Annotated in this window: 25 protein-coding genes; 15 read left to right on the top strand and 10 right to left on the bottom strand. The window is 62.8% G+C overall.

The window, feature by feature from the left end; genetic code table 11:
* Positions 1 to 23: 23 nt before the first annotated feature.
* The 4 genes from HT585_RS18290 to HT585_RS18305 all read left to right on the top strand — a co-directional run bounded on the left by HT585_RS18290 (position 24) and on the right by HT585_RS18305 (position 4,939).
* A complete protein-coding gene (locus HT585_RS18290; RefSeq protein ID WP_176354330.1) occupies positions 24 to 749 on the top strand; it encodes an ABC transporter ATP-binding protein in 726 nt (241 codons plus the stop codon).
* Positions 746 to 3,298, top strand: coding sequence for an ABC transporter permease (locus HT585_RS18295; protein WP_176354331.1), 2,553 nt, complete (start codon positions 746 to 748; stop codon positions 3,296 to 3,298). The genes HT585_RS18290 and HT585_RS18295 overlap by 4 nt, the downstream gene beginning before the upstream one ends.
* A 226-nt stretch (positions 3,299 to 3,524) precedes the next feature.
* Positions 3,525 to 4,262, top strand: a complete 738-nt coding sequence (locus HT585_RS18300) for a Bax inhibitor-1/YccA family protein (protein WP_077500863.1) — start codon at positions 3,525 to 3,527, stop codon at positions 4,260 to 4,262.
* 119 nt (positions 4,263 to 4,381) lie between these two features.
* Positions 4,382 to 4,939, top strand: a complete 558-nt coding sequence (locus tag HT585_RS18305; protein WP_176354332.1) for a GNAT family N-acetyltransferase — start codon at positions 4,382 to 4,384, stop codon at positions 4,937 to 4,939.
* Positions 4,940 to 5,201: 262 nt separating this feature from the next.
* On the opposite strand, the gene HT585_RS18310 is transcribed toward HT585_RS18305, so the two are convergent.
* The 3 genes from HT585_RS18310 to acnA form a co-directional block, all read right to left on the bottom strand.
* Positions 5,202 to 5,606, bottom strand: a complete 405-nt coding sequence (locus HT585_RS18310; protein WP_176354333.1) for a DUF2794 domain-containing protein — start codon at positions 5,604 to 5,606, stop codon at positions 5,202 to 5,204.
* A 402-nt stretch (positions 5,607 to 6,008) separates the two neighbouring features.
* Positions 6,009 to 6,782 (bottom strand): DUF1223 domain-containing protein, encoded by a 774-nt coding sequence (locus HT585_RS18315; RefSeq protein ID WP_176354334.1) that lies wholly within the window; start codon positions 6,780 to 6,782, stop codon positions 6,009 to 6,011.
* A gap of 183 nt (positions 6,783 to 6,965) precedes the next feature.
* Positions 6,966 to 9,656, bottom strand: a complete 2,691-nt coding sequence (gene acnA / locus HT585_RS18320) for an aconitate hydratase AcnA (RefSeq protein ID WP_176354335.1) — start codon at positions 9,654 to 9,656, stop codon at positions 6,966 to 6,968.
* 271 nt (positions 9,657 to 9,927) lie between these two features.
* Here acnA and ccmA point away from each other — a divergent pair, with 271 nt between their 5' ends.
* The 5 genes from ccmA to HT585_RS18345 all read left to right on the top strand — a co-directional run bounded on the left by ccmA (position 9,928) and on the right by HT585_RS18345 (position 13,001).
* Positions 9,928 to 10,578: a heme ABC exporter ATP-binding protein CcmA gene (ccmA, locus tag HT585_RS18325; RefSeq protein WP_176354336.1), complete on the top strand. Its 651-nt coding sequence runs from the start codon at positions 9,928 to 9,930 to the stop codon at positions 10,576 to 10,578.
* 39 nt (positions 10,579 to 10,617) lie between these two features.
* On the top strand, positions 10,618 to 11,277 hold the full coding sequence (ccmB, locus tag HT585_RS18330) for a heme exporter protein CcmB (protein ID WP_176354337.1): 660 nt from the start codon (positions 10,618 to 10,620) through the stop codon (positions 11,275 to 11,277).
* Positions 11,278 to 11,453: 176 nt separating this feature from the next.
* Positions 11,454 to 12,215, top strand: coding sequence for a heme ABC transporter permease (locus HT585_RS18335; RefSeq protein WP_176354338.1), 762 nt, complete (start codon positions 11,454 to 11,456; stop codon positions 12,213 to 12,215).
* Between the two features lie 4 nt (positions 12,216 to 12,219).
* A complete protein-coding gene (gene ccmD, locus HT585_RS18340; RefSeq protein ID WP_176354339.1) occupies positions 12,220 to 12,396 on the top strand; it encodes a heme exporter protein CcmD in 177 nt (58 codons plus the stop codon).
* Complete coding sequence (locus HT585_RS18345) at positions 12,393 to 13,001, top strand: DsbE family thiol:disulfide interchange protein (RefSeq protein ID WP_176354340.1); 609 nt, start codon at positions 12,393 to 12,395, stop codon at positions 12,999 to 13,001. The genes ccmD and HT585_RS18345 overlap by 4 nt, the downstream gene beginning before the upstream one ends.
* A gap of 281 nt (positions 13,002 to 13,282) precedes the next feature.
* Here the strand turns inward: HT585_RS18345 and HT585_RS18350 are convergent, their stop codons facing one another.
* The 6 genes from HT585_RS18350 to HT585_RS18375 all read right to left on the bottom strand — a co-directional run bounded on the left by HT585_RS18350 (position 13,283) and on the right by HT585_RS18375 (position 19,654).
* On the bottom strand, positions 13,283 to 13,876 hold the full coding sequence (locus HT585_RS18350; protein WP_176354341.1) for a DUF2585 family protein: 594 nt from the start codon (positions 13,874 to 13,876) through the stop codon (positions 13,283 to 13,285).
* The gene (locus HT585_RS18355; RefSeq protein ID WP_176354342.1) at positions 13,873 to 14,505 is read right to left on the bottom strand and encodes a septation protein A; all 633 of its coding nucleotides are present in this window, start codon (positions 14,503 to 14,505) and stop codon (positions 13,873 to 13,875) included. Before HT585_RS18355 ends, HT585_RS18350 begins: the two co-directional genes overlap by 4 nt.
* Before the next feature lie 154 nt (positions 14,506 to 14,659).
* Positions 14,660 to 16,342: a signal recognition particle-docking protein FtsY gene (gene ftsY / locus HT585_RS18360; RefSeq protein WP_176354343.1), complete on the bottom strand. Its 1,683-nt coding sequence runs from the start codon at positions 16,340 to 16,342 to the stop codon at positions 14,660 to 14,662.
* A gap of 18 nt (positions 16,343 to 16,360) precedes the next feature.
* Positions 16,361 to 17,635, bottom strand: a complete 1,275-nt coding sequence (gene mtaB / locus HT585_RS18365; protein WP_176354344.1) for a tRNA (N(6)-L-threonylcarbamoyladenosine(37)-C(2))-methylthiotransferase MtaB — start codon at positions 17,633 to 17,635, stop codon at positions 16,361 to 16,363.
* A complete protein-coding gene (gene dapF, locus HT585_RS18370; RefSeq protein WP_176354345.1) occupies positions 17,632 to 18,534 on the bottom strand; it encodes a diaminopimelate epimerase in 903 nt (300 codons plus the stop codon). The genes mtaB and dapF overlap by 4 nt, the downstream gene beginning before the upstream one ends.
* 106 nt (positions 18,535 to 18,640) lie before the next feature.
* Positions 18,641 to 19,654 (bottom strand): MBL fold metallo-hydrolase, encoded by a 1,014-nt coding sequence (locus HT585_RS18375; RefSeq protein WP_176354346.1) that lies wholly within the window; start codon positions 19,652 to 19,654, stop codon positions 18,641 to 18,643.
* A gap of 104 nt (positions 19,655 to 19,758) precedes the next feature.
* Between HT585_RS18375 and HT585_RS18380 the strand changes: the two genes are divergently transcribed.
* The 6 genes from HT585_RS18380 (at position 19,759) to trmD (ending at position 24,253) form a co-directional block, all read left to right on the top strand.
* The gene (locus HT585_RS18380; RefSeq protein WP_246707797.1) at positions 19,759 to 20,268 is read left to right on the top strand and encodes a MarR family winged helix-turn-helix transcriptional regulator; all 510 of its coding nucleotides are present in this window, start codon (positions 19,759 to 19,761) and stop codon (positions 20,266 to 20,268) included.
* A gap of 315 nt (positions 20,269 to 20,583) precedes the next feature.
* Positions 20,584 to 22,146: a signal recognition particle protein gene (ffh, locus tag HT585_RS18385; protein ID WP_176354347.1), complete on the top strand. Its 1,563-nt coding sequence runs from the start codon at positions 20,584 to 20,586 to the stop codon at positions 22,144 to 22,146.
* A gap of 14 nt (positions 22,147 to 22,160) precedes the next feature.
* The gene (locus HT585_RS18390) at positions 22,161 to 22,496 is read left to right on the top strand and encodes a chorismate mutase (RefSeq protein ID WP_176354348.1); all 336 of its coding nucleotides are present in this window, start codon (positions 22,161 to 22,163) and stop codon (positions 22,494 to 22,496) included.
* A 37-nt stretch (positions 22,497 to 22,533) separates the two neighbouring features.
* On the top strand, positions 22,534 to 22,896 hold the full coding sequence (gene rpsP / locus HT585_RS18395) for a 30S ribosomal protein S16 (protein ID WP_176354349.1): 363 nt from the start codon (positions 22,534 to 22,536) through the stop codon (positions 22,894 to 22,896).
* Positions 22,897 to 22,988: 92 nt separating this feature from the next.
* Positions 22,989 to 23,549, top strand: a complete 561-nt coding sequence (gene rimM / locus HT585_RS18400; RefSeq protein WP_176354350.1) for a ribosome maturation factor RimM — start codon at positions 22,989 to 22,991, stop codon at positions 23,547 to 23,549.
* A gap of 11 nt (positions 23,550 to 23,560) precedes the next feature.
* On the top strand, positions 23,561 to 24,253 hold the full coding sequence (gene trmD / locus HT585_RS18405) for a tRNA (guanosine(37)-N1)-methyltransferase TrmD (RefSeq protein WP_176354351.1): 693 nt from the start codon (positions 23,561 to 23,563) through the stop codon (positions 24,251 to 24,253).
* On the opposite strand, the gene HT585_RS18410 is transcribed toward trmD, so the two are convergent.
* Complete coding sequence (locus HT585_RS18410) at positions 24,235 to 24,981, bottom strand: sulfite exporter TauE/SafE family protein (protein WP_176354526.1); 747 nt, start codon at positions 24,979 to 24,981, stop codon at positions 24,235 to 24,237. The two genes, trmD and HT585_RS18410, sit on opposite strands and share 19 nt — an antisense overlap.
* Positions 24,982 to 25,245 lie beyond the last annotated feature (264 nt).

Raw genomic sequence — 25,245 nt, forward strand, 5'->3', positions numbered from 1 at the left:
CGTTTCATATAGGGTTATTTCGCTTGGCCAGTACCATCATCGAGCTCAAAAATGCCGACCTCACCCTCGGCGAGGCCGCAGCCTCGGTGCATGTGCTGAAAGGCATGAGCCTGACCATCGATGCGGGACAATCCGTCGGCATCGTCGGGCCCTCCGGTTCGGGCAAGTCGACGCTGCTCATGGTGCTGGCCGGTCTCGAACGGTTGGACCGCGGCGAAATCGTCATCGATGGCACGCCGCTGCACCGGCTGAACGAGGACCGGGTCGCCGATTTTCGCGGGCGCAACATCGGCATCGTCTTCCAGTCCTTCCATCTCATCCCCAATATGACGGCACTCGAAAACGTTGCTGTCCCCCTCGAGCTTGCGAATGTTCCCGGCGCCTTCGACATCGCGCGCAAGGAACTCGTCGCAGTCGGCCTCGGCGAGCGGCTCAGCCACTATCCCGGCCAGCTCTCCGGCGGCGAGCAGCAGCGCGTGGCGATCGCCCGCGCGCTTGCGCCGTCGCCGAAGTTGCTGATCGCCGACGAGCCGACCGGCAATCTCGACGCCGAGACGGGCCGGCAGATCGCCGACCTGCTTTTCGCCGAACAGCGTGACCGTGGCATGACACTGGTGCTGGTGACCCATGACGCGGCGCTGGCCGCCCGCTGCTCGCGGCAGGTGCGGGTGCGCTCCGGCGAGATCGTCTCCAGCGGTGCCCCCGAACCGATTGTCGAAACCCACAGGCAGGAAGCGGCATCCGCATGAGCGAGGGTGCCTCCATTCGTCTGCGTCCTCTGCTCGCCCTGCGGCTGGCCCTGCGTGAAATGCGCGGTGGCCTCAAGGGGTTTTATATCTTCCTCGCCTGCATCGCGCTCGGCACGGCTGCGATCGCCGGGGTCAACTCGCTGTCGCAATCGATCACCGCGACGATCGCGTCTCAAGGCCGCGAACTGCTTGCCGGCGACATCCGCTTCGAGCTGAACAATCGTGTGGCAACGGCAGAGGAACGGGCGTTTCTCGACGGGCTCGGGCCGGTCTCGGTTTCTTCCGGGCTGCGCTCGATGGCCCGTTTGCCCGATGGCTCGAACCAGGCGCTCGTCGAGTTGAAGGCCGTCGATGCGGCCTATCCACTCTACGGCAAGCTTGAAAGCCAGCCGGATCAGCCGCTGAGTGACTTGTTGGCGCAACAGGGCGACGGCTTCGGGGCTGTCGCCGCGCCCTTGTTGCTCGACCGTCTTGGCATATCCGTTGGCGACGAGATCCTGCTCGGCAATGCCCGCATCCGGATTTCAGGCACGATCGTTCGCGAGCCGGACGCGCTTTCCGACGGTTTCGGCTTTGCGCCGCGGTTGATGGTGTCCGCCGAAGCGCTCGATGCCTCGGGTCTTGTACAGACGGGAAGTCTGGTCGAGCACGGCTACAAGGTGAAGATCAGCGATCCGGCGCGGGTGGCCGCTGTGCGCACTGACGCCGAGACGCGCTTTCCGTCGGCAGGCTGGTCGATCCGTACCAGCTCCAATGCCGCGCCGTCGCTGACGGCCAACATCACCCGCTTCTCGCAATTCTTGACGCTTGTGGGCTTGACGGCCCTGATCGTCGGCGGCGTCGGGGTTGCCAATGCCGTGCGTGCCTATCTCGACCAGAAGCGCAGCGTCATTGCCACCTTCAAGTGCCTCGGCGCGCCGGCCTCGCTTGTCGCGATGATCTATCTTGCGCAGATCCTGCTGATCGCGCTGATCGGCATTGCGATCGGGCTTGTTCTCGGTGCGCTGATCCCCTTCGTTGCCGCACAGTTCTTGGCCGATCTTCTGCCGATTTCGACCGAGTTCCGGCTCTATCCGGGCGCGCTCGGCATTGCCGCACTTTTCGGTGTGCTGACCGCGCTGGCCTTTGCCATCCTGCCGCTCGGCCGGGCACGGGGCATTCCGGCGACTGCGCTCTTTCGCCAGCAGGGCTTCGATCCCTCGGGCTTTCCCGCGTGGCCGTATCTCATCGGTGCGCTCGCCTGCCTTGGCGCGCTTGCAGGTCTTGCTATCTTCACCGCCTACGACCGCTACATCTCGCTGGTCTTTCTTGGGGCGATTGCCTTTGCCTTCATTGTCCTGCGTGCCGTTTCGCTGCTGATTTCCTGGCTTGCGCGCCGCGCTCCGCGCGTCAGCTCGCCGGCGTTGCGGCTGGCGATCGGCAACATCCATCGGCCAGGGGCGCTCACGCCCTCGGTGGTGCTGTCGCTCGGCCTCGGCCTTGCGCTGCTCGTTACGCTTGCGCTGATCGACGGCAATCTGCGCCGCGAGCTCACCGGCAGCATGGCCGAGCGTGCGCCCAATTTCTTCTTCGTCGATATCCAGGGCAGCGAAATCGAAGGATTCCGCACGTTGCTCGAGGGGGCGATGCCTGACGGTAAGGTCATCGAGGTGCCGATGCTGCGTGGCCGCATCATTGCCTTCAACGGCGAGGACGTGAACGCCCGCAACGTGCCGCCGAGCGGCCAATGGGTGCTGCGCGGCGACCGCGGCATCACCTATGCCAAGAACAAGCCCGAGAATTCGACGCTTGCCGAAGGCAGCTGGTGGGCGCCCGATTATAGCGGCGAGCCGCTGGTATCGTTTTCGGCGGAGGAAGCGCGTGAACTGGGCTTGAAGATCGGCGACATGGTCACCGTCAACGTGCTCGGCCGCAACATCACCGCCAGGATTGCCAACTTCCGCAATGTCGAATGGGAATCGCTGTCGATCAATTTTGTCATGGTGTTCTCGCCCAACACCTTTGCCGGCGCGCCGCATGCGTGGCTGGCGACGGTGATCGATCCGGGTGCGACGCCGCAGGAAGAGGCGACCGTGCTGAAGGCGGTCACGAACGCCTATCCGACGATCACCAGCGTGCGGGTGAAGGATGCTCTCGATATTGTGAACGCGCTTCTCGGGCAACTGGCAACGGCGATCCGGGCCGCGGCGGCCGTGGCCCTGGTCGCGTCCGTGCTGGTGCTCGCCGGCGCGCTTGCCGCCGGAAACAGGGCACGCATCCACGATGCCGTCGTGCTCAAGACGCTCGGCGCCACGCGCGCGACGCTGATCCGTGCCTTCAGTTACGAATACATCATCCTTGGCCTTGCAACCGCGGTTTTTGCGCTGTTTGCCGGCGGTGTTTCCGCCTGGTTCGTCGTCAGCCGGATCATGAAGCTGCCTTCGAGTTTCCTGCCGGATGTCGCCGTCGCGACTGTTGTCATCGCGCTGGTGATGACGGTCGGCATCGGGCTGGCCGGGACCTGGCGCGTGCTGGGCCAAAAGGCGGCGCCGGTTCTGCGGGAGCTTTGAGCGGCGAAGTTAACCGTAAATCCCTGTCCTGCAAGGCCATAAACGCTAAGGCTGTACCGAATCAGGGGGCCAAAGGTCTTGTACCAAAAGGCTTTCGGCATCATATTTATCCACAGGCATGCTGGAGCCCCGCAGCGGCGCCTGGGCATGGGATGGCGACCTCTCGTTGGGTCTGAGGTCATCCGCCCGACACCGTAAGTTCAACCGGGGCTTAAATGAGGAAACAATGGCTGATCTGAGAAACTACCAAACCCGAATGTCGCCTGCCGGCGCTCAGGCGGGTGCCATGATCGACGAAGGCCTTCGCACCTATATGCTGAAGGTCTACAACCTGATGGCCCTGGGCCTGGCGATCACCGGCCTGGCAGCTTACGGAACATTCGCGCTTGCCGTCTCCAATCCGGCATTCGCCCAACTTCTTTACGCGTCGCCCCTGAAATGGGTCGTCATGCTCGCTCCGCTGGGTCTCGTGTTCTTCATGAGCTTCCGCATTAACAGCATGAGCGTTTCTGCCGCGCAGATGACGTTCTGGGTTTATGCGGCACTGATGGGCGTTTCGCTGTCGTCGATCTTCATGGTCTTCACCGGCCAGAGCATCGTGCAGACGTTCTTCGTGACCGCCGCCTCCTTCGGTGCGCTGTCGCTCTACGGCTACACCACGAAGAAGGACCTGTCCGGCATGGGCTCGTTCCTGATCATGGGTCTGTTCGGCGTCATCATCGCGTCGATCGTCAACATCTTCCTCGCCTCTTCGGCGCTCGGCTTCGCGATCTCGGTGATCGGCGTGCTGATCTTCGCAGGCCTCACCGCCTACGACACGCAGAAGATCAAGGAAATGTACTACGATGCCGATGACAGCACCGTTGCCGGCCGTAAGGCGATCATGGGCGCCCTGACGCTCTACCTCGACTTCATCAACCTGTTCATGTTCATGCTTCAGTTCATGGGCAACCGGAACAACTAAGCTTGAATGCACAGACGGAAAAGGCGGCTTCGGCCGCCTTTTTTGTTGTCCGCAAAGGGCTTGATCGACCGGGGCTATCCGTGTGACTGAATGGAAAACCGGACCTTCAAGATCTTCCCATGCCCCTGACCTTACGCGACGCTACCCCTTCCGATCTGTCGGCCATTACCGAGATCTACCGTGAATCCGTTCTGAACGGTGTCGCCACCTACGAGATCGTGCCTCCCTTAGAGGCGGAGATGACGGCGCGCTTTTCCACCATCGTCGATCACGGATATCCCTACATCGTCGCCACTGACGAGGCCGGCACGATTGTCGGCTATGCCTATGCCTCCGCATTCCGCACGCGCGCTGCCTACCGTTTCCTGGTCGAGGACTCGATCTACCTGGCGCCGTCGGCACGGGGGAAGGGCGCCGGCAAGATGCTGTTGATCGAGCTCGTCCGCCGTTGCACAGAGCTCGGGTTTCGCCAGATGGTGGCGGTCATCGGTGGCGCCCATCCCGCATCGATCGCGGTTCACCGCTCTGTTGGCTTCGAAGATCAGGGGTTGATGAAGGCGACAGGCTTCAAGCATGGGCGCTGGCTCGATACGGCGATCATGCAGCTGGCGCTTGGCGGGGGATCGACCGGCGATCCGTCCGAGGGCGTCTACCCTGATACCCTCTATCAGGACTGAGAGCGGGCGTTAAAGAGCGTCGCGATCTTTCAGATTCGCTTGGCGCGCTTTAAGGTCTTGTTTTCACGCATGTCGTTATCGCAAAACCGCGGAACACTTTTGCACTACATGCTTTAGGAAGCGTGCGAAGCATTCCGTCGGGAATGGCTTGAAAACATGGCGTCGCATGGCTTTCGGGACACCTTCGAAGGAAGGAGAAGTCGGTACACCCTCCCCGGCGGGTTGCCAGGTTCGCACCTCCGATCGGCTTGGAACCGGCCTTTCAGGTTTCGATCAGCTTCAGCACTTTGTCAAAAACCTTCAGCACCTGCCCGAGTTCATGTCCACGCTTCAGGATCGTGCCGTGCGCGTTGAGAACGCTAAAGGCACCCTGCTTGGCAGCAAGCTTCGGGCTTTTCTCGATGCGGTAGAGCGGCATCTCACCCGATCGCTTGAACACGGAGAAGACGGCCCGATCCTTCAGGTGGTCGATAGCGTAGTCGCGCCATTCGCCTTCGCCGACCATGCGGCCATAGACCCACAGGATCTGGTCGAGTTCGCGGCGATGGAAGGTGACGGGGGGAGCGTTCCGGGCGTTCTTGTATTCCGAGAGATCAACGACCACTTCGGATGTGGCCTGGCGCTGATGTCGCGCCTCGCCTCGCGGCAAATCCGGCTCATCGGTCATCGGCAATCCGGCCTTCTGTTGTGACAGAACGATAACAGTTTGCCTGACACGAGCCGAAAAGCAAGCCGGAAGCATCCGGAGCCGTTGGGCGCAGACGGCATTTCTTGCCTCTGCCCCATTTCAGTCAAATCGGCGCCCCAATTCACCGCAAAACTCGCGGGCGCTGACGGGCAGAGTCGTTGCCACCGTATGCCCGTTCAGATCGTCATGCTGCGTGACCTTCAGAGAACGCAGTCATGGCCGGTTCGGTCCGGTAACTTCGAACCCTCAGCCCCAGCCCCTCGATGCTGCCGGGCCGAACCACCCCTTATGGCTTCGTGCACCAAAATGCACGTGGCAACGGTGCTGCTGCGCTCAAGCCTTTGCTTGCCAAACGGATGTCGATCAAGGCGTTGCCGCCGCTCACAGTTTGCCCTGGGGCCCCGCGAGCACGGCCGTGGCGCCGATGATCGGACCCGGGGTTTCGGCATCCTTCATAGACTGCAACAGCACCGCGCAGCCGCTTTTGCCACGCTGCTCCGTCAGAACCGTTGCCGGAAGGGTGAAGGTCGCGGGCTTGCCATCCCACATGCCGATGGTCTGGATGTCGCGCACCGCGTGCCAGTAGGAAATCTTCTTTCCGCTGTTTTCGCCCTTCTCGACGTCGACGACCTTCGCCCGGTCGAAATAGACGACGACGACATTGGCCTTGCCGTCACCCGCCCCGACCTTGATCGAGATCTCCTCGCCGTTGATCTTCGCCTCTACCGGAACGGCCAGCCCCTTGCCGGCGGCTTTCATCGTGTCGAGCCGGGATTTGATCGCCTGCAGATTGGCGCCGTTGACATGGTCGCGGCCGTTGAGGATCGCCTGCGGCGTGTAGACGCCGTTTCGCCCCAGCATACGGGCATAGGCATATTGGCGGTCGGTGTTGTCGCTGGAGGCCAGCGTGTCCTTCCAGCCGAGATAGTTCCAGTAGTCGACGTGATAGGAAAGGGCGACCACGTCGCCGTCATCCACCAGCTTCTTCAAGGCGGCATCGGCCGGTGGGCAGGAGGAGCAGCCCTGGCTGGTGAAGAGTTCGACGACGCCCTTGATGACCTTGCCGTCTTCCGCCATCGCCGGAACCGACGCTGCCGCAAAGAGCCCGAAAGCCAGTGCAACAGGGCGAAGGAAATATCTGTCTGCGAATGTCATGGCGTCACTTCATTGGCGGCCGACAGGCCTACTTCACGGGGAAGTCCATTACATACGACGCTGTTGCTTCAACGGGAAGTCACGTTGGAGTGAGGATATGGGCAGGCAACCTGCAGGAAATGTGAAAGGGCCGGGACACCTTGCGGTATCCCGGCCCTTTCATGCTTCAGACAACCGGTGCGATCAGGCTGCGAGGTCGCGCAGAACCGTCTGCAGGATGCCGCCGTTGTTGACATAGGTCACTTCGTCGAGCGTATCGATGCGGCAGACGAGCGGAACGTCCTTCACGCTGCCGTCGCCATAGGTGATCTTGGCAACGCGCTTTTCGCGCGGCTGGACATTGGCGAGGTTGTCGATCGTGACGATCTCGTCGCCCTTAAGGCCGAGCGATTCCCAGGTCGTGCCTTCTTCGAAGACGAACGGGATGACGCCCATGCCGACCAGGTTCGAGCGGTGGATACGCTCGAAGGACTGGGCGACAACAGCCTTGACGCCGAGCAGGTTGGTGCCCTTTGCGGCCCAGTCGCGCGACGAGCCGTTGCCGTATTCGACACCGGCGAAGATGACGAGCGGAACGCCCTCTTCCTTGTACTGCATGGCGGCGTCGTAAATCGACATCTCTTCCTTCGACGGATAGTGGATGGTGTAGCCACCTTCCTTGCCGTTCGGGCCGAGCATGTGGTTGCGGATGCGGATGTTGGCAAAGGTGCCGCGCATCATCACCTCATGGTTGCCGCGACGCGTACCGTACTGGTTGAAGTCGGCAACGCCGACGCCATGACCGATGAGGTAAGCACCGGCCGGCGAGGCAGCCTTGATCGAACCGGCCGGGGAGATGTGGTCGGTGGTGATCTTGTCGCCGAACAGGCCGAGGACGCGCGCGCCCTTGATGTCGGAGATGCCCGAGCCGGACTTGCCCATGCCGACGAAGTAGGGCGGGTTCTGCACGTAGGTCGAACCGTCGTCCCAAGCGTAGGTCTGGCCCGGAGGAACCTGAACGGCCTGCCAGTTTTCGTCGCCCTTGAACACGTCTGCATACTTGCTCGCGTAGAGTTCGCGCGTGACGTACTTGAAGATGAACTCCTGGATCTCCTTGGAGGTCGGCCAGATGTCCTTGAGGAAGACCGGGTTTCCGTCCCGGTCTTCGCCGAGCGGCTCGTTGGTCAGATCCTTCTGGACCGTACCGGCGAGCGCATAGGCAACGACGAGCGGCGGCGAGGCGAGGTAGTTCGCCTGGACGTCAGGCGAGATACGGCCTTCGAAGTTGCGGTTGCCGGAGAGAACGCCGGCGGCAATCAGGCCCTTGTCGTTGATCGTCTTGGAGATCGGCGCCGGCAGTGGACCGGAGTTGCCGATGCAGGTCGTGCAGCCGAAGCCGACGAGGTTGAAGCCGAGCGCGTCGAGGTCCTTCTGCAGGCCGGACTTGGCAAGGTATTCGCCGACGACCTGCGATCCCGGCGCCAGCGAGGTCTTGACCCAGGGCTTGGACTTCAGGCCCTTGGCAACGGCGTTGCGGGCGAGAAGGCCGGCAGCGATCAGGACCGACGGGTTGGAGGTGTTGGTGCACGACGTGATCGCAGCGATGGCAACGTCGCCATGGCCGAGATCGAAATCGGTGCCTTCGACGGCATAGCGGTTCGAAAGCTGGCCCGGCTTCTTGTAGTCTCCTTCAAGCGCCGTTGCGAAGCCCGAGGCAATGCTTTCGAGCGGGATGCGGCCTTCCGGACGCTTCGGACCGGCCATGGCCGGAACGACTTCGCCGAGGTCGAGTTCGAGCGTGTCGGTAAAGACCAGCTCCGAGCCGTCACCGTCGCGCCACATGCCTTGCGCCTTGGAGTAGGCTTCGACAAGCGCGATGCGCTGCTCTTCGCGGCCGGACATGGTGAGGTAGTTGATGGTTTCGCCGTCGACCGGGAAGAAGCCGCAGGTGGCGCCGTATTCCGGACCCATGTTGCCGATGGTGGCGCGATCGGCGAGCGTCATGTTGTCGAGGCCCGGGCCGAAGAATTCGACGAACTTCGAAACGACGCCCTTCTTGCGCAGCATCTGCACGACCATGAGAACCAGGTCGGTTGCGGTGACGCCTTCCTTCAGCTTGCCGGTCAGCTTGAAGCCGATGACCTCAGGCAGGAGCATGGAGACCGGCTGGCCGAGCATGGCTGCTTCAGCCTCGATACCACCGACGCCCCAGCCGAGAACGCCCAGGCCGTTGATCATCGTGGTGTGGCTGTCGGTGCCAACGCAGGTGTCCGGGTAGGCGGTGATTTCGCCGTCTTCTTCACGGGTCCAGACGGTCTGGCCCAGATATTCCAGATTGACCTGGTGACAGATACCGGTGCCGGGCGGCACGACGCGGAAGTTCTTGAACGCCTGCTGGCCCCACTTCAGGAAGCGGTAGCGCTCGCCGTTGCGCTCGTATTCGAGCTCGACGTTGCGGGCAAAGGCGGTGGGCGTACCGAATTCGTCGACGATGACGGAGTGGTCGATGACGAGGTCGACGGGGACCAGCGGGTTGATTTTTTCCGGATCGCCGCCGAGCGAAACCATGGCGTCGCGCATCGCAGCGAGGTCGACGACGGCGGGAACGCCGGTGAAGTCCTGCATCAGCACGCGGGCCGGGCGGTAGGCGATTTCGTTTTCGGCAGTGCCCTTGTCGTTCAGCCAGGCTGCGACGTTCTCGATGTCCTTCTTGGTGACGGAGCGACCGTCTTCGTTGCGCAGCAGATTTTCGAGCAGCACCTTCATCGAGTAGGGCAGCTTCGAAACGCCGGCGAGACCGTTCGCCTCAGCCTTGGGCAGGCTGTAATAGACGTAGTCGACACCGTTGACGGTGAGCGTGGAGCGACAATTAAAACTGTCTAGGGACTTGGACACTGGATAATACCCCGTTCCGTCTGATCGCCAAAAAACTGACGTACGAACGCCCGAGCGCAATGAAGCGCGAATTGGGATGCGGGTGCGGCCATTTCCGCTGTCCGTACGTGGAAATTCATTCCATGTTCGGCGCTAGGATGAAATTCACGCCGACCGCTGGCGTGTTGGCCGCCTTATAGATAATTTCTCCAAATCGTGCCAGACCAACCAAGGTCCAATCGGGACTTTTTTTTGCCTTGCGGCAAAGAGCGTAAAGGGAAGCTGAAAATTGATGCGCCTGCTGGCTGAAGGTCTGAGTGCGAGGCGAGGCGAGGATTTGATTTTTAACGATATTTCCTTTGCGCTCGGTGCCGGTGAAGCCCTTGTGGTGACGGGCCCGAACGGGTCTGGAAAGTCTACTTTGCTGCGGGTTCTGGCCGGTCTGCTGATGGCCGAAAAGGGCCGTCTCAAACTTGAGAATGGCCCTCCTGAAATACGCCATCCGTCGGAGCTCAGCCACTATCTCGGCCATCGAAATGCGATGAAGCGCGAGCTGACCGTCGCGGAAAATCTTTCCTTCTGGAAAAACTTCATGGGTGATTCGCCCGGGGGATCGGGCAGGAACCTTGTCGAAGCGGTGGAGGCCGTCGGGCTTCGAGGTATCGCGCACCTGCCCTTCGGCTACCTGTCAGCCGGCCAGCAGCGCCGCATGGCGATGGCCAAGCTCATCGTCGCCTACCGCCCGATCTGGATTCTCGACGAACCGACGGCAGCACTCGATGCCGGTGCCGACAAGCTTTTTGCCGGCCTGGTCAATGCGCATCTCGATACGGGTGGCATCGTCATCGCGGCGACACACCAGCCGCTCGGGCTTGAGCGCGCCAGGCAATTGCAGATGACCGGCTTTGTCGGCATCGATGGAGGCCTGTGGCATGACGCTTGAACTGGCGACCGGCGGCAAAGAGATGACGAGGGCACGTAAATGATTGCGCTCTTCCTCCGCGACCTCAAACTCTCCATCCGCGCCGGCGGTGGTGCGATGATCGGCGTCCTGTTCTTCATGACCGTCGTCGCCGTCATTCCCTTCGGTGTTGGCCCCGACCTCAACCTGCTCGCGCGCATTGGCCCTGCAATCCTGTGGATCGGCGCGTTGCTCGCATCGCTTCTCGGTCTCGACCGACTGTTCCAGGCGGAGCGCGAAGACGGGTCGCTCGATCTGATGCTGATGCAGGAAACGCCGCTGCTCGTCACCGTGTTCGTCAAATGCGCCGCCCATTGGGCTGCCACGGGCCTGCCGCTTGTCATTGCAGCGCCCTTGCTCGGCCTGTTCATGAATATGGACGCGCTCGCGATTGGCGCCACCATGTTGACGCTCCTGGTCGGAACGCCGGCAATCACCTTCATCGGCGCGGTCGGCGCGGCCGTGGCAGTGTCGCTGCCGCGCGGCGGCCTGCTGGTGTCGATCCTGGTGCTGCCGCTTGCCATTCCCGTGCTGATCTTCGGGGTCAGCGCCGTCTATGCGGCAATCGAGGACCCGGCTCCATTCCTGCCGCCGCTGATGATCCTTGCGGCGATCACCCTGTTTTTCGCCGTCATCGGGCCGGTTGCTGCCGCTGCAGCACTTCGTCATGCGTCCGACTGACGCGGATCAAGCGGGATAGGGATAAACTGTTTGCGGTTTTCGGGCGCGTCCCGCTCTAACCCTTTAATATCGAAGGCGTTTACGGTGGCATGGTCGATACGGCGCAAAACTCATCGTGATCGCGTGTTTGACGGGGATCAATTGCAGCAACAGGCCTTAAGCGTTAAAGAGCGATCATGAGCGAAAACAGCCTTGCCATCCGCAAATTCAGCGACCTCGCCAACCCGACGCGGTTTCTGGCGCTGGCCGATCGCGTGCTGCCATGGCTTGCCGCGCTGACGGCGCTCTTCTTCGTCGTCGGCCTGTGGCTGTCGTTCACGACGGAAGGCGACTACCAGCAGGGCGAGACGGTGCGCATCATGTATGTGCATGTGCCGGCCGCCTGGCTGTCGATGATGTGCTATTCAGTGATGGCGCTTGCCGCCCTCGGCACGCTCGTCTGGCGACATCCGCTCGCCGACGTGTCGTCGCGGGCAGCCGCTCCGATCGGTGCCTGCTTTACCTTTCTCGCTCTTGTCACGGGCTCGCTCTGGGGCAAGCCGATGTGGGGCGCCTGGTGGGTGTGGGACGCGCGGCTGACCTCGGTCTTCGTGCTCTTCCTGATGTATCTCGGGCTGATGGCGCTCAACCGTGCGATGGACGATCCGGCGCGCTCGTCGCGGGTCTCGGCCGTGCTGGTGCTGGTCGGCTTCGTCAACATTCCGATCATCAAGTTTTCGGTCGAATGGTGGAACACGCTGCACCAGCCGGCGAGTGTGCTGAGGCTCGACGGCCCGACGATCGACCCGGAGTTTCTCCGCCCGCTCGTCGTAATGGCTATCGCCTTCACGCTGCTGTTCTTCACGCTGCATATCGCCGCCATGCGCAACGAGATCTGGCGCCGGCGCGTGACGTCGCTTCGCCGTCTTGCAGCCCGCAGCGCCGGCCGGGAGATGTGACCTTATGATGAGCCATGCCGCTTATGTCTTTGCCAGTTACGGCATTGCGACGCTGACCGTCGCCGGCCTCTGTCTCTGGGTGATCGCCGACGGACGGGCGCGCCAGCGTGAACTGCGCGAACTCGAAGCATCGGGCGTGCGTCGGCGCTCGGCGGAAGCATCAACCGGAGAGGCACGATGAGCAGCACTCCTGCACCGGGCAGCGAAGAGCGCAAGCCGGGGCTCTTGCGCGTCGGTCTGGCCCTCCTGCCGCTCGCGATCTTCGCGGCCCTTGCCACCATTTTCTGGAGCCAGCTCAATTCGGGCAAGGATGTGAGCGAGATCCCTTCGGCTCTTATCGGCACCAAGGCGCCGATGCTCGACATGCCGCCGCTTGAAGGTGCTACGCGAAACGGCCAGCCGATGCCGGCGCTGACGGATGCGGCAATCAAGGGCAAGCTGACGCTGGTCAATGTCTGGGCTTCCTGGTGCGTGCCGTGCCGGCAGGAGCATCCGTTCATTCTCGAACTGTCGAAGGATGAGCGGCTGACGGTCGTCGGCATCAACTACAAGGACCAGAACGAAAACGCGCTGAGGTTTCTCGGCGAACTCGGCAACCCCTTTGCCGCGGTCGGCGTCGATCCGCGCGGCAAGGCGGCGATCGACTGGGGCGTCTATGGCATCCCCGAATCTTATCTCGTCGGCGCCGACGGCACGATCCTCTACAAACGCGTCGGCCCTTTCGACGACAGAAGCGTGAAGGAAGGGCTGATGCCGGCGATCGAGAAGGCTGCTGCGGGTTCGTAACGCTTAGGCACGGCAGCGCCGGGTTAGGGCTTGCCCCTCATCCGGCCTGCCGGCCACCTTCTCCCCGCAGGCGGGGCGAAGGAGACACGCGGCACCGGATTGCCCCAAGCAGTCGCATAGCATCGGCGGAACACAACAGTGTTTTCTCTGCGGGGTCATCGTGGAACGAGGCGAGTGCCCCAAGTCCCTTCGCCCCGCTTGCGGGGAGAAGGTCGCAGCAGCGGGATGAGGGGCAAATCATCCGCAAGGATGAGGGCCGCGACGGCGCCGGGTAAGCGCGATTAAATCCCCGCCTGCCACTCGCGGACCGCATCCAGCGGCCAGACGAGCATCAGCACGTTGAGCGTGAGATTGTCGCGGATCAGCCAGCCGGTGAAAAGCTCGAAAGCGATGGCGATCGTCACCGTCAGCCAGACGGGCATGCGGGCGGCAAAGATGAAGCCGGCGACCATGGCCAGCGTGTCCATCGTCGAATTCAGGATGCTGTCGCCGAAGTAGTCGAGCGAGATCGTCGCCGAGCGATAGCGATTGATGATCATCGGCGTGTTTTCTGCGATCTCCCAGGCGGATTCGATCACCATCGCCAGGAACAGCTTGGCGCTCAGCGGTTTGCCGCGAAGGAGCAGATGGCTAAGGCCATAGAACAGGAAGCCGTGGATGATGTGCGATGGCGTGTACCAGTCGGCGATATGCTGGGAGTTTCCGCTGGATTTGACAACGGGTTCGAACAGTTTGACGTAGCCGCAATCGCAGATCCAGATGCGGCCCATCAGATGCTGGGTAATGACCTGGATCGCGAGAACGCCGATACAGGCTATGAACCAGAGGAGCGCATGCCGGTTCTGACTGTCGTTGCCGTCGATGGCTGTGCTCACTTGGCGCTATCCTGATCGAGCGAATGCTTCATGATCAACGGCATTTGCGCCAGTGTAAACAGGATGGTGATGGGCATCGTGCCCCAGACCTTGAAGGCCACCCAGAAATCGGTGGAAAAGGAGCGCCAGATGACCTCGTTGAGCACTGCGAGGACCAGGAAAAACAAGCCCCAGCGCAGTGTCAGCTTGCGCCAGCCGTCTTCGTCGAGCTTGAAGGCAGAGTGGAAGACGTAGCCGAGCAGCGACTTGCCGAAGAGGAGGCCGCCGAGCAGGATGGTGCCGAACAAGGTGTTGACGATCGTCGGCTTCATCTTGATGAAAGTGTCGTTCTGCAGCCAGAGCGTCAGCGCGCCGAAGACGAGGACGACGATGCCCGAAATCAGCGGCATCATCGGCAGCGTGCGGGTAAGCATCCAGGAAACGACGAGCGCGATGGCGGTGGCGGCCATGAACAGGCCGGTCGCGATGAAGATCGGGCCGCCAAGTTCGGAGAGCGTCGGAAAATGCCCGGCCAGCCACTCGCCGCGGGAATTGGCGAAGAAGAAGACCATCAGCGGGCCTAGTTCCAGCACCAGCTTCAACAGCGGGCTGACTTCCTTCTGCGGCTTGGTAGCCTCGATCGTCGACATTTCGGGATCCTGTTTTTGCATCTGCCTGCCGCTCATAACACCAGCTTTGCGGCAAAACCATATCAAGGCAGCCGCCTTGCGCAAACGCCCAGGCACAATTCCGTAAACCGGAGCCGATTTACGGGCACATCATGCGGCCGGGCACAGGCTCCCGTCAGGCGGCGACGCCGGCGATCGCCTCGGCGAAATCCTTGGCCTCGAACGGTTCGAGATCGTCGATGCCCTCGCCGACGCCGATGAAATAGACCGGCAGCTTGTGCTTTGCCGAGATGGCGACGAGAATGCCGCCGCGCGCCGTGCCGTCGAGCTTGGTCATGATCAGCCCACTCACACCGGCAACGTTGCGGAAGATTTCCACCTGCTGCAGTGCGTTCTGGCCGGTCGTGGCGTCGAGCGTCTGCAGCACCGTGTGCGGCGCATCCGGATCGAGCTTGCCAAGCACGCGCACGATCTTTTCGAGTTCCGCCATCAGCTCGGTCTTGTTCTGCAGCCGGCCGGCGGTGTCGATGATCAGCACGTCGGCCTTCTTTTCGCGCGCCTGCTGAAAGGCTTCGTAGGCAAGGCCGGCGGCATCCGCACCGAGCTTGGAGGAAACGATGTCGGACTTGGTTCGCTCGGCCCAGATCTTCAGCTGTTCGATGGCCGCTGCGCGGAACGTGTCGCCGGCGGCGAGCATGACCTTGAGGCCGGCCCCCGACAGCTTGGCCGCGAGCTTGCCGATGGTGGTGGTCTTGCCGGTGCCGTTGACGCCGACCACCAGAATGACATGCGGCTTGTGGCTGAGGTCGAGTTCCAGCGGCTTGGCGACGGGCGAAAGCACCTTGGTGATTTCACCGGCCATGATGCGCGAGACGTCCTCGCCGGACACGTCCTTGCCGTAGCGCTCGGAGGCGAGCGTGTCGGTGATCCGCATGGCGGTCTCGACGCCGAGATCGGCCTGGATCAGCAGATCCTCCAGATCCTGCAGCGTCGCCTCGTCGAGCTTGCGCTTGGTAAAGAGGCTGGCGATCTGGCCCGTCAGTTGCGACGAGGTGCGGGCAAGCCCGCGGCGCAGCCGCTGATACCAAGTGAGCTTGGCCTGCGGTGCTGCAACGGGCTCTTGCCTGGGGCGCTCGGCGGCGCTCGCAAAACCCTTGGGAAGGTTGGCGGCAACGGGCGCTTCCGCGACAGGTGTTTCGAGGATCGGTTCTTCAACCACAGGCTCTTCCGCAGCCGGCGTTTCGACGACTGGCGCCTCGGGAGCATCGGCTGCTGTCGCGGCAACGTTTTCGACGGGCTCGGCGTCGGAGGCCGATGTGTCGCTCGTTTCTTCGGCAACCGGCTCAGCTTCGAGGGCCGCGATTTCGGCCTGCTCGGCCAGTGCCTCCGGCTCGACGGACGGTTCCTCGGCCCCGGTCTCCTGGAGGGCTGCGTAGGCGTCGAGCGCCTCTTGCGCTGCCTCCGACAGCTGTTCCGGTTTCTCCGCCTGCTCGACGGGCGCGGCTTCGTCGATGACGGGCGCGTCGGCGCGCGCGTCATCCGGAGCCGGTCCACCTGCGGTCTCGATTTCGGCCGGCAGGATCGGGTCCTCGACGGCAACCGGGAGGGCTTCGACATCCGACAGCGGCTCAAGCAGCGTTTCGGATGGCTCTTCGGCTGGCGGCTGCTCGGCGGCGGGTGCTTCGGCAGTCCGGTCGATCGGAGCGATCTCCTCGGAGGGCGCCGGCTCCGGTGCGGGCAGGGCTTCGGCGGCAACCGCAGCTGCGACTTCCGCTTCCGGCGCGGCATCCTGCGGCTTGGTTTCCTCGACAGTGCCCTTGCCGAAGTTGAAGATCTTCTTGATGAAACCGATTGCCATTCAGGGATTCCGCATGAGTCAGGCCGCAGCCATCTGTTTTACCTGCATCGTCAGGTGCTTGCCATTGTGGCCGGTGATCGTGACCGGCACAAGCGCACGGGGTTTGAGGCCGGCGGCATCGACGAGCGTGAAATTTTCGGTGTGGGCGAGGCCGTTGTTTTCGACCAGCAATGTCTGTTGGCTGCCGACCATGCCGTCGAGGTGGCGGGCATGGAGTGCCGCACCCATTGCGCGAAGCCGGGCGGCGCGATCCTTGACCAGCGCACGGTCGAGCTGTGGCATGCGTGCGGCCGGCGTGCCGGGGCGGGGGCTATAGGGAAAGACGTGCAGATGGGCGATGCCGCAATCCTCGGCGAGCCGCACGGCGTTTTCGAACATCTCTTCGGTTTCGGTCGGGAAGCCGGCGATCATGTCGGCGCCGAGGCTGATCTCGGGGCGCAGGGCACGGACCTGATCGGTGAACGCGCGGGCGTCAGCGCTCGAATGCCGACGCTTCATGCGCTTCAGGATCATGTCGTCGCCATGCTGCAGCGACAGGTGGAGGTGCGGCATGAAGCGCGCTTCATCGGCAATAAGATCGAACAGATGGCTGTCCGCCTCGATGCCGTCGATCGAGGAAAGGCGCAGGCGGCGGATATCCGGAACCTGCTTGAGCAGCGTCTTTGCCAGCAGGCCTAGCGTCGGTGTTCCCGGCAGGTCTGCGCCATAGCTCGTCGCATCGACGCCGGTGAGCACGATCTCGCTGTAGCCGCTCTCGACAAGCTTGCGTGCTTGCTCGACCACCGCCCCCATCGGCACGGAGCGCGAATTGCCGCGGCCGTAGGGGATGATGCAGAAGGTGCAGCGGTGATCGCAGCCGTTCTGGACCTGGATGAAGGCACGCACGTGGCCGTCGATATGCTTGACCATCTGCGGTGCGGTGGCACGCACACTCATGATGTCGTTGACGCGCAGTTTTTCTTCCGCCGAGACGCCGAAATCGGGCAGCGAGCGATAGGAGGCGCTTTTCAGCTTCTCCTCGTTGCCGAGCACGGCGTCGACCTCGGCCATGCCGGCGAAGGTTTCCTTCTCCGTCTGGGCAGCGCAGCCGGTGACGATGATGCGGGCATGCGGGTTGTCGCGGCGGGCACGGCGGATCGCCTGGCGCGCCTGGCGCACGGCCTCGCCGGTCACCGCGCAGGTGTTGACGAGGATGGCGTTGTTCAGCCCCGCCTTTTCGGCTTCCGCCCGCATCACTTCGGATTCGTAGGTATTGAGACGGCAGCCGAAGGTTATGACCTCGACGCCGCTCAAAGCGCCCGGGCCCCTGCAGGCCCCGGTTGGGCTTCATCGCGTTGCCAGGTGCCGGTCGCGGGATCGACGGTTCCCGACCATTCCCATTCGGCAGGACCGGTCATGACGACATGGTTGTCCTCGCGCCATTCGATCGACAGCGGGCCGCCGGGTACATTGACGACCACCTTGCGGTCGGTGCGGTCGGTCCTAGCGGCATTGACCGCCGCGGCGCAGGCGGCAGAACCGCAGGCGAGCGTCAGGCCGGCGCCACGTTCCCAGGTTCTCAGGTCCATCTCACCGCTTGAAAGCACGCGCGCGATCGAGATGTTGGCGCGCTCGGGAAACATCGGGTGGTTTTCGAGCAAGGGTCCGAAGCGTTCGAGATCGTAGGACCAGACGTCGTTGTCGACCCAGAAGATCGCGTGCGGATTGCCCATGGAGGCGACTGACGGCGAATGCAGCACGGGATTGTCGATCGGGCCGATCTGCAGTTCGATGCGGCGCGTGTCGTGAAACTCTTCCGACAGCGGAATTTCGTTCCAGCCGAACCGTGGTTTGCCCATGTCGACGGAAATCGTACCGTCGTCGTGTTCCTTGGCTTCGAGCAGGCCGGCGACCGTATGGAAGAGAAAGGCCTTCTTGCCGGTTTCGGCGGCAAGCGCCTGGACGACGCAGCGGGTGCCGTTGCCGCAGGCCTGCGCCATCGAGCCGTCGGAATTGACGATATCGATCCAGGCGTCGGTGCCGGCAGCCTTCGGGTCGTGGATCGCCATGATCTGGTCGAAGGCGGTTGCCGGATCGGCGTTGAGCGCGATGGCTGCCTCAGGCGTCACGCGGTCGCGGCGGCCGCGCATGTCGACGACCAGGATCTTGTTTCCGAGCCCGTTCATTCTGGCAAATTGCACGTTGTCGGCCATGTCGCGATTGTCCAAACAGGCCTCGCCAAGCGGAGGCACCCTTCATTCGGGCTGTATATGGCGGAAAAGCCCGGAAATTACCAGTGCCGGCTTCCCGGTGTTGGCTTCATTGGCCCGTGGGTGGAGAGGGCGGCACATCGAAGATTTCGCCTGGGCGCAGGGCCCGGAAGCGGGTGGGCGCAATCTCGGCCTCCTCAAGCGCCTGCTCAAGCGCGCGCAACGGAGCATCGACGCCTTCGTCGGTCAGGCGGAACGTTCCCCAATGGTGCCCGGCCACGTGTTCGGCAGCGCAGTCGATCATGCCCTGGACTGCCTCCTCCGGGTTCTGGTGATGATCCTGCATGAACCAGCGCGGCTCGTAGGCGCCGAACGGCAGGTTGGCGAGACGGAAGCCGCCATGCTTTTCGCGAGCGGCGCGATAGTTGATGCCGCCTTGAAAGCCGGTATCGCCGACATGGTAGATCTTGCCGACCGGCGTTTCGATGACGAAGGCCGCCCAGAGCGCCATCCGGCGATCGCGGGAGCCGCGCGCCGACCAGTGGTGACAGGGCTCCGCATGGATCGTGAGCTCGTCTTCCAGCTCCAGCCGGCCGCCCCAGTCGAGAACCGATATGTTGGCCTCGGGGGCCGCGCGGCGGATGATCGTATCGTTGCCGAGCGGCGTCACGATCAGCGGACTGTGCTCGTCGTTGAGCGCTGCCAGCGTGTCGAGGTCGAGGTGGTCGTAGTGGTTGTGGGTGACGAGCACGAGATCGATCGGCGGCAGATCGTCCATCTCGATGCCGGGCGCGTTGTATCGTGCCGGACCGACGAGGGCAAAGGGGCTCGCCCTGTGCGCCCAGACGGGGTCTGTCAGGATGTTGAAGCCATGCACCTGGATGAGCAGCGTCGCGTGCCCCACCATCGTGACGCGCAGGCCGGCGGCCTCGATGCTCAACTCCGGCTTTGCCTGCTGAAATGGGCTTGGATAATGGTTGGGCCACTTCACCTTGCCGCGGCCGAGTTGCCAGCGCAGGAGGTCGGCCATGCCCCGCGGCTGCCGGCCGTTGGGGTTGAAGAATCGCGTTCCGTCGAAGTGGTCGGAGGTGGGTCCCCGATAATAGGCATTGACCTTCGGCATCGTCGTTCTCTCGGCGATTGTTCGGTAGCTTTCGATGGAAAAAGATAGGCGCTTTGAAGCCGTCGTCACAGGGTGCAGGCGCAGAGCTTAAGAAATTCTTGAATATGGCAACTCGATTGCTATTGTTCGCTATGCAAGTTCGCTTCGACAAACAGGAACGTCTCTACAAGGCCATCAAACTGGTTCGGCCGATCCATCTCAATGTGCACCGTTCGATCGAACGCATGCTGGAAGGCTCGGGCATATCGGTTGCCGAAAGAGCCGTGCTCGAGCTCCTCTGCGGCGGGCCGTTGACGGTGCCGGAGGCGGCGCGGCGATTGTCGATGAAACGGCAGTTCGTGCTGCGGATCGTCGTCGGCCTGTTGGCAAAGGGGTTTCTGGAGAAGCAGCCGAACCCCGAACATCGGCGCGCCTATTTCTGCGCGCCGAGCGCTGCCGGTCGTGATCTGTTCGAGGCAATTCATCGGCGGGAACTCGAGTTGCTGCACGCGGTTCTGGGCGATATCAACCAGACCGAAGTGGTGGCGGCGCTCAGGGTCATGACGCGCGTCGCGACTGCCTTCGAAGACCTTGCGCGCGAACTCGGCGCACCGGATACAAACGAAGGCCCATGATCTCGCTGCTCTGCGGGCCTGTCGCGGTCGTCACCGCCACGGATGACGTCGATGACTGAAGTCCTTGCTGCGGGATTTGCCTGCCGTTCTTGACTTTTCGGGCGCTTTCCTGTTTATCGCGGCAAATTCCTTCGCAAGTGATGACTTCGAAGCCACCGACCCGGCCCCGTCAAGGTATAAAGAGAGCCAGGAGGTCAACACCCGACAGCGCGTTGCGCCCTCGGGTGGTTTTTGGCTTTGCGCCTTGTTTTTCGGGCGAAGGAACCCACGTTTCCGGCTAGTTTGCATGCTGCCGGAAACCAGAAGGAAGTGAGAATGTTCGAGAGCCTCCAGGACCGCCTTGGTTCCATATTGAATGGACTGACCGGCCGCGGCGCATTGTCGGAAGCAGATGTTTCCGCGGCGCTTCGCGAGGTTCGCCGTGCGTTGCTCGAAGCCGACGTCGCGCTCGACGTCGTGCGCTCCTTCACTGAAAAGGTTCGCGAGAAGGCGGTCGGCACCGAGATCCTGAAATCGATCAAGCCCGGGCAGATGGTCGTCAAGATCGTCCATGACGAGCTGGTCGACATGCTGGGTTCCGAGGGCGTTCCGATCGACCTCAATGCGCCGGCGCCGGTTGTCATCATGATGGTCGGTCTGCAGGGCTCGGGCAAGACGACGACCACCGGCAAGATCGCCAACCGGATGAAGACGCGGGACAAGAAGAAGGTCCTGATGGCTTCGCTCGACACGCGTCGTCCGGCTGCCCAGGAACAGCTTCGCCAGCTCGGCGTGCAGACCGGCGTCGACACGCTGCCGATCATCGCCGGCCAGTCGCCGACCGATATCGCCGCGCGTGCCGTACAGGCCGCCAAGCTCGGCGGCCACGACATCGTCATCCTCGACACCGCTGGCCGCACGCATATCGACGAACCGCTGATGATCGAGATGGCGGAAATCAAGCGGAAATCCAATCCGCATGAAATCCTGCTGGTCGCCGATGCGCTGACCGGCCAGGATGCCGTCAATCTCGCCCGCAACTTCGACGAACGCGTCGGGATCACCGGCCTCGTGCTGACCCGTATGGACGGCGACGGCCGCGGCGGCGCAGCGCTTTCGATGCGCGCCGTCACCGGCAAGCCGATCAAGCTCATCGGCGTCGGCGAAAAGATGGGCGAACTCGAAGAGTTCCACCCGCGCCGTGTCGCCGACCGTATCCTCGGCATGGGCGACATCATCTCGCTGGTCGAAAAGGCTGCCGAGAACATCGACGCCGAAAAAGCGGCCGCCATGGCCGCCAAGATGGCCAAGGGCAAGTTCGACCTGAACGATCTTGCCGACCAACTCGCCCAGATGCAGAAGATGGGCGGCATGGGCGGTATCATGGGCCTGATGCCCGGCATGGCCGGCATGAAGGACAAGATGGCTTCGGCCGGTCTCGACGACAAGCTGTTCGGACGCCAGATCGCCATCATCTCCTCGATGACCAAGGCCGAGCGCGCCAACCCGGACATGCTCAAGCATTCCCGCAAGAAGCGCATCGCCGCCGGTTCCGGCACCGATGCTGCCGACATCAACAAGCTTCTGAAGATGCACCGCCAGATGGCGGACATGATGAAGATGATGGGCGGCAAGGGGAAAGGCGGCATGATGAAGCAGATGATGGGCGGCCTTGCCAGCAAGATGGGCCTCGGCGGCCTTGGCGGCGGCGGCATGCCCGATCTGTCGAACCTCGATCCCAAGCAGCTCGAAGCACTGCAGAAGCAGGCGGAAGCGGCCGGCCTCAAGCCCGGCGGCATGCCGGGCCTCGGCGGCGGTGGGCTTCCCGGTCTCGGCGGCGCCAAGCTTCCGGGCCTTGGCGGTTTCCCCGGCCTTCCCGGCCTGCCGAAGAAGAAGTGAGGATCGCTTGAGAGATGATTGATCCCGAGATCAAACGAGAATTGGCGGGTTACCGGCAGTCGATCGACAACATCGATGCCGCGCTCGTCCACATGCTGGCCGAACGGTTCCGCTGCACCCAGGCGGTCGGCGTTCTCAAGGCCAAGCACAATCTGCCGCCGGCCGATCCGGCGCGCGAAGAATACCAGATCGAACGTCTTCGCCATCTGGCGAAGGATGCCAATCTGGATCCGGATTTCGCCGAGAAGTTCCTGAACTTCATCATCAAGGAAGTCATCCGGCATCATGAAGCCATCGCCGCCGATCGCTCGCAGTCCGCGGGCACCGTTGGCACCACCCATTCCGCTTGAACGAAGCGGTCAAGAAAGCCTGCAAGGAGTTACTCAAATGGCACTGAAAATTCGTCTCGCCCGTGGCGGTTCCAAGAAGCGTCCTTACTACCAGATCGTCGTTGCCGACGCCCGCAGCCCGCGCGACGGCCGCTTCCTCGAGAAGATCGGTTCCTGGAACCCGATGCTCGGCAAGGACGACGAGAAGCGCGTCGAGCTGAACGCCGAGCGCATCACCCACTGGATCGCCCAGGGCGCCCAGCCGACCGACCGCGTTCTGCGCTTCCTCGACCAGGCCGGTATCGCTCAGCGTCCGGCTCGCGCCAACCCGAACAAGGGCCTGCCGGGCAAGAAGGCTCAGGAGCGCGCTGCTGAAGCCAAGCAGAAGGCCGAAGACGCTGCTGCTGCTGCCGCAGAATAAGTTCCGGCAAACGGATGAAGGAAACGGGCGGCATTTCCATGCCGCCCGTTTTCCGTTATGTGCACCCTGAAATCCCCAAATGGATACGGATGATGAGCAAACTCGAAAACCCGGTTCTGATGGCGACTGTCGGCGCGGCCCAAGGCCTGCGCGGCGAGGTCAGGGTCAAGTCCTTCACCGACGACCCGACGGCACTCGGCGACTACGGCCACCTTCATAGCGCTGACGGGCGCGTGTTCGAGGTGCTGGAAATCCGCGAGGCCAAGAACGTGGTCGTCGTCCGGTTTCGCGGCGTCAACGACCGCAACGCGGCAGAGGCGCTGAACGGTCTCGAACTGTTCGTCGATCGCGACAATCTGCCCGACGACGATCTCGACGAAGACGAATTCTTCTATGCCGACCTTGAGGGTCTGGAAGCCATCGACGGCAGCGGCAAGAGTTATGGCACCGTGACTGGCGTGTTCGATTTCGGTGCCGGCGACCTGCTCGAGCTCAAGGGGCCGGGCAAGCGTCCCGTGCTCATTCCCTTCACCGAATGGTCCGTTCTGGAAATCGATCTGGAAGGCGGCAAGCTGCTGGTGGATCCGCTGGCCGCTGGCCTTATCGACGACAAGGATGAGCCGGGCAACCCGTTTTCGGCCAAGCGCAAGTGAGCGGCAAGGCAATGTCCTTCCGCGCAACGGTGCTCACGCTCTATCCTGAAATGTTTCCCGGCCATCTCGGCGCCTCGCTTTCCGGCCGGGCACTGGAGCGCGGCCAGTGGTCGATCGATGCCGTCCAGATCCGGGACTTTGCTGAAGACAAGCACCGCACCGTCGACGATACGCCGGCCGGCGGCGGCGCCGGCATGGTGTTGAAGCCCGACGTTCTCGCCCGCGCCATCGACGCGGTGTCCAAGGACGATCATCGCCCGCGGCTGTTGATGAGCCCGCGCGGCCGGCCGTTGACGCAGAAGCGCGTGCGCGAACTTGCCGACGGTCCCGGCGTGGTCATCGTCTGCGGGCGGTTCGAAGGCGTTGACCAACGCGTCATCGACGGACGCGAACTCGAGGAAGTGTCGATCGGCGATTACATTCTTTCTGGTGGCGAGCCGGCGGCGCTGACGCTGCTCGATGCCGTCGTGCGCATCCTGCCGGGCGTGATGGGCAACGAGCTGTCCGGCGTTCACGAGAGCTTCGAGGGCGGGCTGCTGGAGCACCCGCATTATACCCGGCCGCAGGTTTTCGAGGGCAGGGAGATCCCGCCTGTTCTGACCTCAGGCAACCACGGTGCCATCGCCAAGTGGCGCGAGACTGAGGCCCGTCGGCTGACCGAAGAGCGTCGGCCTGATCTCCTTTTTCAACCTGTGAAGAAATAGTAGGCGGCGAGCAGCAACCCGATCGCCACGACCAGGGCCCGGATCACCGCCTGCGGCACGCGCCGCGCGGCCCAGACGCCGAGATAACCGCCCAGGGCTGCTCCTGGAACCATGACCGCTGCGTGCAGCCACGAGACGACACCGCCGGCAGCGAAGACGACGATCGCGATGGTGGCGATGACGATCGAGATGAAGTTCTTCAGCGCGTTCAGGCGGTGATAGCCGCCGCCGGTTGCAAGCCCCAGCACTGCCAGCATCATGATGCCCATGCCGGCGCCGAAGAAGCCGCCATAAATCGAGGTTACGAACTGGCTGACGATGCCGGCCGGGCTGATCGCATGCTCGTCTATGCGCGCCTTGGGCTTCAAGAGCGGTCCGGCAGCGAAGATCGCCGTCGCGGCGATCAGCAGCCACGGGACGAGCGCGCGAAACGAGGCGTTCGAGAGCGAGATCAGCAACACGGCGCCGGCAAGCCCGCCGACCGCCGAGATGACGCCAAGTTGGATCGCCTGGCGGCGGTCGGCGCGGATCTCCTTGGCATAGGCAAGCGCCGAGGTGATGTAGCCGGGAAGCTGGATGATCGACGACGTCGCATTGGCGACGATCGGCGGCAGGCCGCCAAGGGTCATGGCGCCGAAGGTAAGGAAGGTGCCGCCACCGGCAATCGCGTTGACCACGCCCGACAGGAAACCGGCGATGAAAAGCAGAAGTATTTCGAAGAAATGCATGGTCTCCCCCCATTGCGCAAGCCCGGCATAGCCCGCAGACTTTTCTGCCGCAAGCCCGCGGTCACCTGCATTTCCATGCGCGTTCATTCGAAATCTCTGATAGAATTCGCGCCGAACGCCTCCATGGCCCGGAAAATATGGCTTTCGGGGATGACAAGCGGAGTTTCTTCGTGTAAGTGCCGCCCCGGTTCGGGTTTTTGCCCGTCGACCACCAACAAAGAATGGTGAATTCGCTCCTGCCGGGTCCGGCAACATCTGAAGGCA

The organism is Ensifer oleiphilus (genome assembly GCF_013371465.1).
Lineage (GTDB): Bacteria > Pseudomonadota > Alphaproteobacteria > Rhizobiales > Rhizobiaceae > Ensifer > Ensifer oleiphilus.

Bases quoted from the DNA above. Each gene is read 5' to 3' on its own strand.
- HT585_RS18345 (WP_176354340.1), top strand. From the start codon at position 12,393: ATGAGCAGCACTCCTGCACCGGGCAGCGAAGAGCGCAAGCCGGGGCTC.
- dapF (WP_176354345.1), bottom strand. From the start codon at position 18,534: ATGGCCGACAACGTGCAATTTGCCAGAATGAACGGGCTCGGAAACAAG.
- ccmD (WP_176354339.1), top strand. From the start codon at position 12,220: ATGATGAGCCATGCCGCTTATGTCTTTGCCAGTTACGGCATTGCGACG.
- HT585_RS18380 (WP_246707797.1), top strand. From the start codon at position 19,759: ATGGCAACTCGATTGCTATTGTTCGCTATGCAAGTTCGCTTCGACAAA.
- HT585_RS18390 (WP_176354348.1), top strand. From the start codon at position 22,161: ATGATTGATCCCGAGATCAAACGAGAATTGGCGGGTTACCGGCAGTCG.
- HT585_RS18295 (WP_176354331.1), top strand. From the start codon at position 746: ATGAGCGAGGGTGCCTCCATTCGTCTGCGTCCTCTGCTCGCCCTGCGG.
- ccmA (WP_176354336.1), top strand. From the start codon at position 9,928: ATGCGCCTGCTGGCTGAAGGTCTGAGTGCGAGGCGAGGCGAGGATTTG.
- HT585_RS18355 (WP_176354342.1), bottom strand. From the start codon at position 14,505: ATGTCGACGATCGAGGCTACCAAGCCGCAGAAGGAAGTCAGCCCGCTG.
- ftsY (WP_176354343.1), bottom strand. From the start codon at position 16,342: ATGGCAATCGGTTTCATCAAGAAGATCTTCAACTTCGGCAAGGGCACT.
- rpsP (WP_176354349.1), top strand. From the start codon at position 22,534: ATGGCACTGAAAATTCGTCTCGCCCGTGGCGGTTCCAAGAAGCGTCCT.
- ffh (WP_176354347.1), top strand. From the start codon at position 20,584: ATGTTCGAGAGCCTCCAGGACCGCCTTGGTTCCATATTGAATGGACTG.
- HT585_RS18310 (WP_176354333.1), bottom strand. From the start codon at position 5,606: ATGACCGATGAGCCGGATTTGCCGCGAGGCGAGGCGCGACATCAGCGC.
- HT585_RS18335 (WP_176354338.1), top strand. From the start codon at position 11,454: ATGAGCGAAAACAGCCTTGCCATCCGCAAATTCAGCGACCTCGCCAAC.
- ccmB (WP_176354337.1), top strand. From the start codon at position 10,618: ATGATTGCGCTCTTCCTCCGCGACCTCAAACTCTCCATCCGCGCCGGC.
- HT585_RS18300 (WP_077500863.1), top strand. From the start codon at position 3,525: ATGGCTGATCTGAGAAACTACCAAACCCGAATGTCGCCTGCCGGCGCT.
- rimM (WP_176354350.1), top strand. From the start codon at position 22,989: ATGAGCAAACTCGAAAACCCGGTTCTGATGGCGACTGTCGGCGCGGCC.
- HT585_RS18410 (WP_176354526.1), bottom strand. From the start codon at position 24,981: ATGCATTTCTTCGAAATACTTCTGCTTTTCATCGCCGGTTTCCTGTCG.
- HT585_RS18375 (WP_176354346.1), bottom strand. From the start codon at position 19,654: ATGCCGAAGGTCAATGCCTATTATCGGGGACCCACCTCCGACCACTTC.
- HT585_RS18315 (WP_176354334.1), bottom strand. From the start codon at position 6,782: ATGACATTCGCAGACAGATATTTCCTTCGCCCTGTTGCACTGGCTTTC.
- trmD (WP_176354351.1), top strand. From the start codon at position 23,561: ATGTCCTTCCGCGCAACGGTGCTCACGCTCTATCCTGAAATGTTTCCC.
- HT585_RS18305 (WP_176354332.1), top strand. From the start codon at position 4,382: ATGCCCCTGACCTTACGCGACGCTACCCCTTCCGATCTGTCGGCCATT.